The following is a 14,447-nucleotide window of genomic DNA, read 5'->3' on the forward strand; positions in this document are numbered from 1 at the left end:
TTACTCTCTAAAAAGAAGTGTGACAATGGTCGCAATTAGATTGCAAAGGTAGATTCTTTACGAGTAAAAATGACCTATTCATTACGATTGGGTGGTTGATTTACGGCATAATAGCTTAGTTTTTCATCTACCACATTTTTGAGATCGATTATGTTTAAAAGTAAGCCTTACGGCTGGACATCCCAATATCTATTGGGATTTTTCTTTTCTTACGGGGTGTATTTACCCTTTTGGGCGATTTGGTTTAAACATATAGGGGTTGATGACTCTGATATCGGCTTATTATTAGGGTTAGGTTTCGCAGTGCGTTGTATTGCCAATTTGGTGATCACGCCTCGAATCCATAAAGTTGAACATCTCATTCCTGCACTGCGTGGTTTTACCTTACTGGGGCTGGTGGCATGTATTATTTATATTGTCTGTGGTGGTAATCTCTGGGCGCTAGCCGCAGTCACAGTGTTATTTAACCTATCTGCTGGGCCGATAGTACCGATTTCAGATGCGATAACGAATCATTATGCCAAAGAAGGCCACTTAGATTATGGTCGTACTCGTTTATGGGGTTCGATTGCTTTTATTGCAGGTTCTACCGTGGTGGGTTTATGTGCCCAGCGTTACGGGGCAGATATTATTCCATGGGTTGCGTTAGCGGGCTTAGGCTTTGCACAAATAATGGCGGCGCGTAACCCTGTTGTTATGCCTGTTGATGTTAATAGTCATCAGCAGACCCGTCCTGCGTTAATGCATATTTTGCGTGATAGCTCAGTGGTTAAATTGATGTTGATTACTGCGTTGTTGCAGGGCAGTCATGCGGCTTATTATGGTTTCAGTTCGATTTATTGGCAAAAAATTGGCTTTGATGAATCAGTGATTGGTTATCTATGGAGTTTCAGTGTTGCTGCAGAAGTAGGGATGTTCCTTATAAGTAAGCGCTTATTTGCCAATTGGTCGATTAACAATATGTTCCGATTAGCAGCCGTTGGAGTATTGGTACGCTGGGGGTTAACTGCCACTATTACCGATCAGTGGGCAATGTTTGCGGTACAGTCATTGCACAGTGTGACTTTTGCTGCGGCCCATTTAGCTGCTATTCGTTACATTGAGCGTTCACCTTCAAACCACATGGTTGCATTGCAGTCGTTATATAATGCGATTCCATTAGGGGCGGTGATGGCAATTTTGACCTCTATTAGTGGTTGGATTTACGGAGATTGGAGCGCAAATGTATTTTGGGTGATGGCTGCAATGGCGATTCCGGTTTTCTTTATTCGACTCCCCTTACCACATAAGCAACCTCAGTCATTAACACCACAGGTAAATTGAGGCTGAAATAAACCACAATCGTAATCATGAGAAGCGCTTCCATTGTCGAGTCATCGATTGATGGTGGCGCTTTTTTTGATCGTTATGCAAGTAGAGTAACTGTATCAATAACAGCACTATTAATAACGACAACATTAACATTACCCTGATATTTGTGATCAGTATCGATTGAGCCAAAGTGAATAACTCCGTTACAGTGAGGTAGGGCTTTATCACAAGGATGGTTGATGACACAGGGCTGGCTAGTAATCACTGCATTAGTGGTTTATATCGGAGTTTTAGTGGCGATTGCATGGTATGGCGATAAAAAACCACAATGGTTAGCGTCAAAAAGGTCATGGATTTATAGCTTATCAATTGCCGTTTATTGTAGTTCGTGGACATTTTACGGCACTGTCGGCCAGGCCAGTGCTAATATTTGGTCGTTTTTACCAATCTATTTAGCCCCGATAATTATGTTTACTTTTGGGTGGCGAATATGGGCACGATTAATCGTGATTGCCAAACGTGAACACATTACTTCAATCGCCGATTTTATTGCTGTTCGTTATGGTAAATCATCAGGCTTGGCGGTGTGTGTCACTTTAATCGCAGTTGTTGGTGTGCTGCCTTATATTGCATTGCAACTTCGCGGAATAACCATTGGGGTGGAATACATTGCCCCTGAATTACAGCATCAGTTTGGGCTTAGCTCAGTCAATATTGCCTTGATGATTGCATGTGGATTAGCCATTTTTACGATCTTTTGTGGTACGCGTCATATTGATTCAACCGAGCATCACCGCGGTATGATGATGGCGATTGCTTTTGAATCAGTGGTTAAGCTGGTGGCTTTTTTAGTGATCGGTGTTTTTGCGTTAATGTTACTAAAAGAACAGCCACAGCAGGCAGCTTCAGGTTTGCAAGCACTTGCATCTAAGCCGTTCAATGGCGGTAGCTTTAGTATCCACCTGCTCCTGACAATGGCCGCTATTTTATGTTTGCCACGTCAATTTCATACTATTGTGGTTGAGAATAATCACCCCAGTGACTTACATCGAGCGCGATGGATATTTCCGTTATATTTATTGTTTATGGCCTGCCTAGTGGTGCCGTTAGCTGTTGCGGGACAGCAATGGCTCGAGGGATTTCCTGCTGAAAGTTATGTGATTAATTTACCATTACAACAAGGTATTGCTCCATTAGCACTCTTGGCTTTTATTGGTGGCACATCGGCAGCAATGGCAATGGTTATTGTGTCAACAGTGGCACTGGCCAGTATGATTTCTAACGATGTGGTATTGCCATTATTGCTGCGACGTTTAAAAGTGACTAATAGACATTTTGATGCCTTCTCTGGGCTGTTACTGACAATTCGTCGAGTGTTAATTGGCGGGTTGTTGGTCGCAGCTTGGGGAGTTTATATTGTTGTCACTAATGTTGAATCGCTATCTAGAATAGGGCTGTTATCTTTTGCCGCTATCGCGCAATTTGCTCCTGCTTTATTAGGTGGGCTCTATTGGCACAGCGGTAATAAAAAAGGTGTTTATTGCGGCTTGTTTGGTGGCATCACGGTGTGGTTATTGGTGATGTTTAACCAAGCTGATATTTTAACTGGCAGTGTAATAAGCAAGGTGATCGTTGAAATATTAACCCCACCACAATACACATTTTTAGCACAATTAAATCGCGCTGACTGGGGAATGTTACTAAGTTTATTGGTTAACTTAAGCTTATATATCGGCGTGTCACTTGCAACCCGCTCTTCATTGACCGAACGTATGCAAGCCGCCACTTTTGTTGGCATTCCTTTAATTACAGCAGAAAATGAGCAGCTATATCAAACCCGGGTAACAGTCGTTGAATTAGAAATGTTAGCTGCAAAATTTGTTGGTCAACAGCGAGTGCGGCAAGCATTTTTACAGTTTTCGGTTCAGCAACAATGTCAGTTAATGCCACATCAGCAAGCATCTCCGGCGATGATTTTACATACTGAACGCGTATTAGCGGGGGTATTTGGTAGCTCTTCAGCAAGGTTAGTACTCACTTCCGCATTGCAAGGACGACACATGCAATTAGAAGATGTTGCGACGATTGTCGATGAAGCGTCAGAGATGTTTGATTTTAGTCGCGGTTTATTACAAGGAGCGATTGAACATATTAGCCAGGGGATTGCTGTGGTTGATAAACAATTGCGGCTGGTGGCGTGGAATCAACGTTATTTAGAATTATTTACCTTTCCAGCAGGATTAATTCAAGTTGGACGCCCTATTGCTGAAGTTATTCGTTATAACGCTCAGCAAGGATTGTGCGGCGAGGGCGATCCTGAGCAGCATGTGGCTAAACGGATACAACATCTACAGCAAGGAACTCCTCACACTTCATCACGAGTACGTGCTGATGGTCAGGTGATTGAGGTTCAAGGTAACCCCATGCCCGGCGGTGGGTTTGTGATGAGTTTTAGTAATATTACCGTTTTTCGCCAAGCTGAAGCGGCTTTAAAAGAGTCCAATGAAAACTTAGAAGCGCGAGTTAAAAAACGGACTCAGCAGTTAGAGCAACTTAATCAGCAATTGGTCGTCGCAACGCAACAAGCTGAATCACAAGCGCGTTCTAAAAGCCGATTTTTAGCAGCTGTGAGCCATGATTTAATGCAACCGCTTAATGCTGCAAGGTTATTCTCATCATCATTAGTAGAAGTCAGTGAGGGCCAGCAAAGTGCGCGTTTAGCATCTCATATCACCAGTGCATTAAGTGCCGCCGAGGATCTGATTGGTGATTTACTTGATGTATCACGTTTAGAGGCCGGAAAGTTGGCAGCGCATATTGTGCCGTTACGAGTAAGTGATGTATTGAGTGTTTTACAGGCTGAGTTTGGAGTATTGGCACGACAGCAGCAAATTGATTTTAAAGTGGTCATGAGTGATGCAGTGATCCTTTCTGATAGTAAGTTATTGCGACGGGCATTGCAGAACTTTTTAACCAATGCTTTTCGCTATAACCCTAAAGGACGGGTGTTATTGGGGGTACGACGCCGTGGTGATCGACTGTTAATTGAAGTTTGGGATAACGGGCCAGGCATTCCTGTTGAGAAACAAGCGGATATTTTTGATGAATTTACCCGTATGGATCAAACCGGCGCCGATCATGGATTGGGCTTAGGGTTGGCAATCGCACGTGGGATCTCACGGGTGTTAGATCATCCGTTAGGATTGCGATCATGGCCTCAACATGGCACCGTATTTTCATTAGCGGTTGGACGTTGTTCGCCTTCGATGTTGGCGTTAAAAACCTCGCCATCACCAAACACGAATGGAGTTTCATTAGCGGGATTAAAAGTGCTTTGTATTGATAATGAAGCGCATATTTTAGTTGCAATGACGACTTTGTTAAAACAATGGCATTGTGAGGTGCGGATTGCAGAGAATAAACCGCAAGCCTTACAACAATTGGCGGATGGCTGGCAACCAGATGCGATATTAAGTGACTATCATCTTGCTAAACAACAAACCGGGTTGGATATTTTATTGTGGTGTCGAAGCCAATTAGGGGCGCATTTTAAAGGGGTGGTGATCAGTGCTGATCGGTTAACTGAGCATCAGCAACTGATGCGCCAACATGGGTTTAGTTTTTTAGCAAAGCCAGTTAAACCACTAAAATTGCGCGCCATATTAAACCACTGTTTAACCACAATAAAGTAATATTATGACGCTCTGATTGAGCGTCATTGGTGGTTACTATGCTCATTTTAGTTTAATGCTGGTGTGCTTCTTCTGCCCCTTGTGGGTAGCGAATCGTCGAGCGCAGTAACGCAAAAACGCCTATTAATGAGGCGTTTTTGAGATCTACATCGAGTTATATTAGCGATGGCGTAGGCAAGAGGTAGGCTAAGGTCTAAGGGAGTGTTGCGGATTAATTAATTTCTAACTGCTGTAATAATATTACTGCTTGAGTGCGGTTTTTAACTTCTAATTTTCGAAAAATAGCGGTCATATGTGCTTTGATTGTTGCTTCAGAAACATTGAGTTCATAAGCGATTTGTTTATTGAGTAAGCCTTCGGTCAACATGGTTAACACTTTATATTGTTGCGGTGTTAATGCTGCGATTTTGGTGGCTAATTGTTGATGATGTGGATTGTGATTGATGGTGCTAGGAAAATAAGGTTCACCATTTAGGATTTGTTTTAATGCGCTTAATAAAACATGCATATCACTGGATTTGGGAATGAATCCAAATGCGCCATGGCTATAAACTTGTTGAACTACAGCGTCTTCTTCGCTGGCTGAAATGACGACAATGGCTAACTCTGGATACTGCTGCCGCAATTGAATCAGCCCTGACATACCATTGGAGCCGGGCATTTTGAGATCAAGGAGTAATAAATCGATATCACCACTTTTATCAAGCAAAGCAAATAATGAATCTTGCGAATCTGCTTCAAGGAGATTTGCGCCGCTGATAGCCATATGAATCGATTGAAACAGAGCATTGCGAAACAGCGGATGATCATCGGCGATAACAATGGTGTAGTGAACGTCCATGGTGATGCCTATTGTCGTGATTGATTTTTTGACGTTAACATTTCACTAACGAAGGTGCAATTTAGTCACTGCAGAGATTGGATCTTGATCGCGGTTGTGATTGTGGTTATGTAATTGTATATGTTATTTGGTGTTAGTTTGTGAGATTGACCGTGGTGCAATAGAGAACATTGGTTGCTGTAGATGGTCACTAAAATTATCGGCATTGATAAAACCACTTATCCTTGCTTGTGGCAAAGGGTGACCTTGAGGATCCCAAAATAATAAGCTTGGAAAACCGATAACGTTAAGATATTGCATTAATGCAATATCAGCAGCAGAGTTGGCCGTTACATCGGCTTTTAAGCGGGTAAAGTTATTAAGTTGGAGAATAACGTTACCCGCTGGAAAGGTTTGTTGCGAGAGGGCCACACAGGGAGTACACCAAGCAGCATAAACATCAAGTATCACTGGGCGTTGCTGTTTCGCTGCAATACTAAGGGCATGTTGTAATTCTGAAATTGAATTAACAGGGGTAAATTTAAGCGCTGTTGGCGTTTTTTTAGCAAGCAAAAAGTAAACACTTACTATCATTGTAAGCGTTACTAATATGCTTATAAATGATGCTTTTTTGTTTATGGTGATCATGACTTGCTATCCTTGCTGTCGTTAAGTTTGCTAAGAGCAGATTTAGAAATAAGATTATATTTAGCTTAGCAATGATTTATCACAACCAAAAAAAAGCTGCTCGAAAGCAGCTTTTGAACACTTAGGGGGAAGTGTAAATTATAGAATAAAGCTACCGAATAAGAAGCCTAATGCGACTGAAGTAGTAATGGTAACTACACCAGGAATAAAGAATGGATGGTTAAAGACCCAGTTACCAATTCGCGTTGAACCAGTGTCATCCATTTCTACCGCAGCTAATAGTGTTGGGTAGGTTGGTAATACGAACAGCGCACTAACAGCAGCAAAAGAAGCCACCATGGTTAGCGGTGCAACACCAATAGCTAATGCTGCTGGCATTAATGCTGTCGTCGTTGCGCCTTGAGAGTAAAGTAGCATAGAAGCAAAGAATAAAATCAGTGCTAGCATCCAAGGGTGGCCACTTAATAATGAACCTGCAATTTCTTTAATGCCATCAACGTGAGCGTTAACGAAAGTCGCCCCTAACCAAGCCACACCAAGGACACAAATACAAGCCGTCATACCTGAGCGGAACGTTGGTGCAGATGGAATTTCAGCAGCATCAATCTTAGTGATCCATACCGTTACTGCTGCAGAGGTAAGCATCACAGCAATGATTGCTTCGTTACGACCTAGTGTTGGATCAGTAATTAAGCCAATAGAATGAGAAATCGCAGCGGCATAACAAACAACCAGTACAATCGCAGTAACGAAAATGTAAGTTGCTTTACGCGCTGTTGGTTTAATATCGCGCTTACCTGTTTGTTCAATATTGACTAAACCTTTGGCTAAACGATCTTGGTAAACTGGATCATCTTTAAGTTCACAACCCATAAAGTTAGCCACAAAAGCACCAACCATACAGGCAATAAATGTAGTTGGAATACAAATAGCAAGCAGCGTAATGTAGCTAACTCCAACCGGTTCAAGAATACCAGAGAAGAACACTACAGCCGCTGAAATAGGTGAGGCAGTTATAGCGATTTGTGATGCAATAACGGCAATGGAAAGTGGGCGAGAAGGGCGAATGCCTTGACCTTTAGCCACTTCAGCAATAACGGGTAAGGTTGAAAACGCAGTATGTCCTGTACCTGCTAATACTGTCATTAAATAAGTGACGATAGGCGCATAAAAGGTAATACGCTTAGGGTGTTTACGAAGGAAGTTTTCTGCAAGCTCTACCAGCCAATCCATACCACCGGCAACTTGCATCGCGGCAATGGCTGTGATCACTGACATAATAATTAAAATAACATCAATAGGGATCAGAGATTCACTGGTGGGAACACCAAAGATCAGTGATAATACTAATACACCCGCACCACCGGCAAAGCCGATACCAATACCGCCAATCCGTGAGCCTAAATAAATAAAGCCCAGAACGACCAAGAGTTCAATTCCAGTCATAGAATTTTTCCTGTCTAAAAGTTTAATGATAAAAATAAAAAATAGGATTTGTTCACAAAAAAAAAGCGGATAATCAAATGACAATCCGCTGGTATTCTCAGACGCTAACGTTTTTAGTTATAACGCTTAGCTTTATATTGAGGATGCATTAAGTTTTCGATGGAGAAGATATCATCTAATTGCTCTTCAGTCAGTAATCCACGCTCAAGTACCACTTCACGGACACTCTTACCGGTTTCTGCACAAATCTTACCAACAATGTCACCTTCATGGTGGCCAATGAATGGGTTTAGATAAGTCACAATACCAATTGAATTAAAGACGTAGCTTTCACACACTTCTTTGTTAACCGTAATACCTTCGATGCATTTTTCACGTAGGTTAATACATGCATTTTTAAGTAGGCTGATTGATTCAAAAATCGCTTGGCCAATCACTGGCTCCATTACGTTGAGCTGTAATTGACCCGCTTCTGCAGCAAAAGTGATGGTGGTGTCGTTACCAATGACTTTAAAGCAAACTTGGTTAACCACTTCAGGGATAACTGGGTTTACTTTCGCAGGCATGATAGAAGAGCCTGCTTGCATTTCAGGTAGGTTAATTTCGTTTAGACCCGTACGTGGACCTGAAGAAAGTAAACGTAAGTCATTACAAATCTTAGATAACTTAACAGCAGTACGTTTTAGCGCACCGTGAACCATTACGTAAGCACCACAATCTGATGTCGCTTCGATTAAATCTTCTGCTGCAACAACAGGTAAACCTGTGATTTCAGCAAGACGTTGAACAGATAACTGTTGGTAACCTGTTGCAGCGTTCAGACCAGTACCGATCGCAGTAGCGCCGAGGTTAACTTCAAGTAGCAGTTGTGCTGTGTATTGAAGATTTTTAATTTCTTCTTTTAACAATACGCCATAGGCATGGAATTCTTGACCAACAGTCATCGGTACTGCGTCTTGAAGCTGAGTACGACCCATTTTAAGAATGTTTGCAAATTCAGTTGCTTTAACATCAAATGCTGTTTTTAAGTAATCCAATGCTTCCAGCATGCTAATAATGCTGTTGTATACCGCTACACGGAAACCAGTTGGGTAAGCACAGTTAGTTGATTGTGATTTGTTTACATGGTCATTTGGGTTAACGATGTCGTAGCGACCTTTTTCTTCACCCATAATTTCAAGTGCAAGGTTAGCAATAACTTCGTTAGTGTTCATGTTAACAGATGTGCCAGCGCCACCTTGGAAAACGTCAGATGGGAATTGATCCATGCAACGGCCGCTTTCAAGAATAAGATCACATGCTTGAACAATGTAATTACCGATGTCAGAAGGAATAGCACCAAGCTCTTTGTTAGCCATTGCTGCTGCTTTTTTGGTAAAGACCATACCACGTACAAATTCAGGAACATCAGAAATTGTTGTATTTGAAATATTGAAGTTTTCAATTGCACGTAGAGTGTGAATGCCCCAATAAGCATCCGCAGGTACATGGCGTTCACCAAGTAGATCTTCTTCGATACGTGTTGCAACATTCAGTGTTGCATTATTTTTTTCAAGATCAATCATCTGAGACATAATATAGCCCTTTGCAAATCTTTATAATTAGAATCAATAAGTAAGCCAACAGTTATAGCGATAATCCATTGTCGCAAAGTTGTGGCTAGATGATCGTACCTGACACCTTAATTGCAGCCGATAATACTCCCCTCAACAGCTAAAAACATAACCCAGATCACTTTTTACGAGAGCTTGTTAATCTTTGCACGGAAACGCGATCTCTTTCACATTTTCTGTTAACAGTAGCACGTTATTTTGCATGTAAAATGAATAAAAATGACAGAATGTGAATGAAATGTAGTGGTGCTAATAATGGTTTTGGGATCAAATTCAAATTGCACTCTTGTCTTATTTGTTAACACTTTTCAGAGTAATAATGAAATTTGTACTGAGTAATTGACGTTATAATCAGGTAATGTTCACTACTGTGCATCAGCATGAAACTATTTAATTAAAGGGGTTGTTTGTGTTTCCACTGTTAATGTTATTGTTTATTGTGGTGCCGATAGTTGAAATTGGCTTATTCATTCAGGTGGGTGGCTTATTAGGTTTGTGGCCAACGATTGCAATTGTATTATTAACTGCAGTTATTGGTGCATCATTAGTGAGAAGTCAAGGTATTGCAACCTTGATCTCGGTGCAAAACAAGCTTCAACAAGGCGAAATGCCAACTCAAGAAATTGTTGAAGGAATGCTACTTGCCGTTGCTGGAGTATTGTTGTTAACGCCAGGATTTATGACAGATGCATTAGGATTGGTATTATTATTACCATCATCGCGAGCTAAAGTAGCACAATTATTAATGCAAAAAGTGACGTTAAAAAGTAATTTTAGTCATTTCGGTGGTGGTTTTTCACAGCATCGTCACTCAGAACATGGCGCCAATGGTGATGTGTTTGATGGTGAATATGAGCGTAAAGATGAGCATAAAAATAACAATTCTAATCATCGATTACCGTAATTGTAACATTTAGCCTATCTATCGATGATGAAAAAAAAAGCAGCGATGGCTGCTTTTTTTTATTCATGCTATTCATATTCTATCGAGTGTAAATAGCAGCTCTTTACGTAGTTTTCGCGCGTAATAATAGGCCCCAATACCACTAATAATATTGGCAACTGCAATGCCAATAAATAGTCCTTCAGTGCCATGAATATAACTGCCGATCCATGCTGCGGGTAGTAATAACACAAATAGCCGTAGTAGATTCCAGCACAATGCATTGATGGTTTTGTGCAATGCATTAAGGGCGCTAATTAACAGCATACAAATTGCTTGTAGCCCATAGCTGGCTGGTACCACTAATAAGTAATGCCATAATTGATTTTGAACGACACTATCTTTGGAAAATAATGCTGCTAATGGCATGCTTAATGGCACCATCGCAATAAAAACCAACAACTGAAAACCAATAGCAAAATGCATAGCAGTAAAAAGTGCGCTAAACGCCCGCTGTGGTTTTTGAGCGCCTAAATTTTGTGCCATAAATGGCATTAATGCCGATCCAAGCGCCATCATTACAATCACTAATAATGACTCGACCCGCATTGCTGCTCCGTAAGCAGCCACTGAGGCGGTACTTTGGCTGGCAAGCATGGCCATTAATAATGCCCCTGATAGTGGGTTGAGTGCCGTCGACAAACCCGCCGGAACGCCAATCTGTAAAATTTGTTGCCAATCTTTTTTTAGTAATTTCCATTGCGGTAATATTAGTAACTTTTCTTTTTTATTTAGCAAATATAAAGAAGCGGTGAGTGCAAATACCCAACTAATGCCACTGGCAATGGCTGCACCTTGAACGCCTAGAGTTGGAACTGGACCATAACCAAAAATCAATAAAGGATCTAACAGGCCGTTGATAACACCAGCGATGACCATGATCTTAGCGGGGCTTTTAGCATCTCCGGTAGCACGAATCGCACTGTTGCCAGCCATTGGGATCACCAGTAATGGAATAGCCACATACCATACCGTCATATATTGTTCGATGATCGGCAATAATTCCTCAGATGCACCCATTAAGGTAAATAAAGGTGTAATCGTCAGTAATCCAATGCTGGCGCCAATGATCATCAATAATAGGCTCAGCAGTAAGCCATGGGTGGTAATACGGGCTGCACTGTGGTTATCACCTTGACCAAGCATGCGTCCGATACTGGTTGATATACCGACGTTCATACCCATAGTGATACAGTTTAAGCCAAAGGTAACCGGAAAGGTAAAGCTGACCGCAGCCAGTGCATTTGTGCCCAAGCGTGAAATAAAGAAAGTATCGACTAAATTAAACATTAAAATTGCGATCATCCCAAACACCATTGGTACGGTTAAACGACGTAAGGCATCTGGTATCGGGGCCGATAATAATCGATGTTTATCTGACTTGAGTAGTGTTGCCATAGTGGTCTCAAAAAAAGGATGCCTGCATACCCTAATGCAAAGTGTGTGATCGGGCAAAATTTCTCAAATAAATAACAAAAAAAAGCCGCTTAAACCTTGGGATTTAGAAATTAGACCCAACATCTTAGTGATATAGAAAGTCATACAAGCACAAGCTTGTCGGCTTAAAATCATGGACATTACCTTAATTATCAGGAGAGACGACCAATGAACATTCGTCCTTTACACGACCGAGTTATCGTTGAACGCCAAGAAGTTGAATCTAAGTCTGCCGGTGGCATCGTGTTAACTGGTTCAGCTGCTGAAAAATCTACTCGCGGTAAAATCCTTGCTGTAGGTAAAGGTCGCATTCTAGAAAATGGCACCGTACAACCACTTGATGTACAAGTAGGCGACGTAGTTATTTTTGCTGAAGGCTACGGCACTAAAACTGAAAAAATTGACGGTAAAGAAGTTCTTATCATGTCTGAAAATGACATTATGGCAATCGTTGAATAATCCGATCACATTAAATTAAGAATTAAGAAAGGAAATCCTAAGATGGCTGCTAAAGACGTTAAGTTTGGTAACGACGCACGAATTAAAATGCTAGAAGGCGTAAATATTCTAGCTGATGCGGTAAAAGTAACATTAGGTCCTAAAGGCCGTAATGTTGTACTAGATAAATCATTTGGTGCACCAACTATCACTAAAGATGGTGTTTCTGTAGCACGTGAAATTGAACTTGAAGATAAGTTCCAAAACATGGGCGCACAAATGGTTAAAGAAGTCGCTTCACAAGCGAATGATGCTGCGGGTGACGGTACAACAACAGCAACTGTACTTGCTCAAGCTATTATCTCTGAAGGCCTAAAAGCGGTTGCTGCAGGCATGAACCCAATGGATCTTAAGCGCGGTATCGACAAAGCTGTTGTTGCTGCAGTAGAAGAGCTAAAAGCACTTTCTGTTCCTTGTGCTGATACAAAAGCTATCGCACAGGTTGGTACTATCTCTGCAAACTCTGACACAACTGTGGGTAACCTTATTGCAGAAGCAATGGAAAAAGTAGGCCGTGATGGTGTTATTACGGTTGAAGAAGGTCAAGCACTTCAAGACGAATTAGACGTTGTTGAAGGTATGCAGTTTGATCGTGGTTACCTATCACCATATTTCATTAACAACCAAGAAGCGGGCTCTGTGGATCTAGAAAGTCCATTTATCCTATTGGTTGATAAGAAAGTTTCAAATATCCGTGAACTTCTTCCTGCACTAGAGGGCGTAGCAAAAGCATCTCGTCCACTACTTATTGTTGCTGAAGATGTTGAAGGTGAAGCACTAGCAACTCTAGTTGTGAACAACATGCGTGGTATCGTTAAAGTTGCAGCTGTTAAAGCACCTGGCTTTGGTGATCGTCGTAAAGCAATGCTACAAGATATCGCAGTACTAACAGCGGGTACTGTTATTTCTGAAGAGATTGGTCTAGAGCTTGAGAAAGTTCAACTAGAAGATCTTGGTCAAGCTAAGCGTGTAACTATCACTAAAGAAACCACCACTATCATTGATGGTGCTGGTGAAGAAACGATGATCCAAGGTCGTGTTGCTCAAATTCGTCAACAAATCGAAGATGCAACCTCTGACTACGATAAAGAAAAACTTCAAGAGCGTGTTGCTAAACTTGCTGGCGGCGTAGCTGTTATCAAAGTTGGTGCGGCAACTGAAGTTGAAATGAAAGAGAAGAAAGATCGCGTAGAAGATGCATTACATGCAACTCGTGCAGCGGTTGAAGAAGGTGTGGTTGCAGGTGGTGGCGTCGCACTGATTCGCGCTGCATCTAAAGTTGTTAACCTTATTGGTGATAACGAAGAGCAAAATGTAGGTATTCGTGTAGCACTTCGTGCAATGGAAGCACCACTACGTCAAATCGTTAAGAACGCAGGTGATGAAGAATCTGTTGTTGCTAATAACGTTCGTGCAGGTGAAGCTAACTACGGTTACAACGCAGCGACTGGCGAATATGGCGATATGATTGAGATGGGTATTCTTGATCCAACCAAAGTAACCCGTTCTGCACTTCAGTTTGCAGCCTCTGTAGCAGGTCTTATGATCACAACAGAAGCGATGATCACAGATAAAGCATCTGATACACCTGCAATGCCTGATATGGGTGGCATGGGCGGTATGGGTGGCATGGGCGGTATGATGTAAGCCCATTTATAACTCTAGAGATTAAGCTCTCTATGTTATAAAACTTATCGTTATAAAAAGTCGAGCTATGCTCGACTTTTTTATTACCTCAAGATAATTGCGCTATGTCGGTTGCAACATAAACTATTATCTCGAACAATGAACACAGTTCACATGGAATATTCCTTGAAAAGCTGTACGTAAATAAAGCTAAATTAAAACAACAACTTATCTACATTTATTGGTAACCGGAACATGACTGGTAATTTGTACACGTTTTTTGTGAACATGTAATAAAAAGCTGAACGCGATTGTGTTGTGAATTTCTCTGTGGAATGAATGGTTAAGTAATCGTAATAGCAGCCATTATTATGAAAAATCAGCAAAGAACAAATTATTGATGTAATAGCATC

Annotated in this window: 10 protein-coding genes; 5 read left to right on the forward strand and 5 right to left on the reverse strand. The window is 41.4% G+C overall.

Annotation, left to right across the window (positions count from 1 at the left end; all coding sequences use genetic code 11):
* Positions 1–150 precede the first annotated feature (150 nt).
* Together PMAL9190_RS15900 and PMAL9190_RS15905 are read left to right on the forward strand one after the other, a co-directional pair.
* Complete coding sequence (locus PMAL9190_RS15900) at positions 151–1,323, forward strand: 3-phenylpropionate MFS transporter (protein WP_087846040.1); 1,173 nt, start codon at positions 151–153, stop codon at positions 1,321–1,323.
* A gap of 227 nt (positions 1,324–1,550) precedes the next feature.
* Entirely contained in the window at positions 1,551–5,003 is a 3,453-nt protein-coding gene (locus PMAL9190_RS15905) for a PAS domain-containing hybrid sensor histidine kinase/response regulator (RefSeq protein ID WP_087846041.1), read from the forward strand.
* Between the two features lie 211 nt (positions 5,004–5,214).
* Here the strand turns inward: PMAL9190_RS15905 and PMAL9190_RS15910 are convergent, their stop codons facing one another.
* The 4 genes from PMAL9190_RS15910 to aspA form a co-directional block, all read right to left on the reverse strand.
* The gene (locus tag PMAL9190_RS15910) at positions 5,215–5,844 is read right to left on the reverse strand and encodes a response regulator (RefSeq protein WP_087846042.1); all 630 of its coding nucleotides are present in this window, start codon (positions 5,842–5,844) and stop codon (positions 5,215–5,217) included.
* A gap of 123 nt (positions 5,845–5,967) precedes the next feature.
* Positions 5,968–6,471, reverse strand: a complete 504-nt coding sequence (locus PMAL9190_RS15915; RefSeq protein WP_087846043.1) for a thioredoxin fold domain-containing protein — start codon at positions 6,469–6,471, stop codon at positions 5,968–5,970.
* 138 nt (positions 6,472–6,609) lie between these two features.
* On the reverse strand, positions 6,610–7,917 hold the full coding sequence (locus tag PMAL9190_RS15920) for an anaerobic C4-dicarboxylate transporter (RefSeq protein WP_087846044.1): 1,308 nt from the start codon (positions 7,915–7,917) through the stop codon (positions 6,610–6,612).
* 113 nt (positions 7,918–8,030) lie between these two features.
* Complete coding sequence (gene aspA, locus PMAL9190_RS15925; RefSeq protein WP_087821877.1) at positions 8,031–9,491, reverse strand: aspartate ammonia-lyase; 1,461 nt, start codon at positions 9,489–9,491, stop codon at positions 8,031–8,033.
* Between the two features lie 448 nt (positions 9,492–9,939).
* Here aspA and PMAL9190_RS15930 point away from each other — a divergent pair, with 448 nt between their 5' ends.
* Entirely contained in the window at positions 9,940–10,434 is a 495-nt protein-coding gene (locus PMAL9190_RS15930) for an FxsA family protein (protein ID WP_087846045.1), read from the forward strand.
* Positions 10,435–10,506: 72 nt separating this feature from the next.
* Here the strand turns inward: PMAL9190_RS15930 and PMAL9190_RS15935 are convergent, their stop codons facing one another.
* Positions 10,507–11,871, reverse strand: coding sequence for an MATE family efflux transporter (locus tag PMAL9190_RS15935; RefSeq protein WP_087846046.1), 1,365 nt, complete (start codon positions 11,869–11,871; stop codon positions 10,507–10,509).
* Between the two features lie 207 nt (positions 11,872–12,078).
* On the opposite strand from PMAL9190_RS15935, the gene PMAL9190_RS15940 reads away from it, so the two are divergent.
* Together PMAL9190_RS15940 and groL are read left to right on the forward strand one after the other, a co-directional pair.
* Positions 12,079–12,369 (forward strand): co-chaperone GroES, encoded by a 291-nt coding sequence (locus tag PMAL9190_RS15940; protein WP_036788874.1) that lies wholly within the window; start codon positions 12,079–12,081, stop codon positions 12,367–12,369.
* A 42-nt stretch (positions 12,370–12,411) separates the two neighbouring features.
* Positions 12,412–14,055, forward strand: coding sequence for a chaperonin GroEL (gene groL, locus PMAL9190_RS15945; RefSeq protein ID WP_087846047.1), 1,644 nt, complete (start codon positions 12,412–12,414; stop codon positions 14,053–14,055).
* Positions 14,056–14,447 lie beyond the last annotated feature (392 nt).

This window comes from Photobacterium malacitanum (genome assembly GCF_900185615.1).
In the GTDB taxonomy this organism is placed as follows: Bacteria; Pseudomonadota; Gammaproteobacteria; order Enterobacterales; family Vibrionaceae; genus Photobacterium; species Photobacterium malacitanum.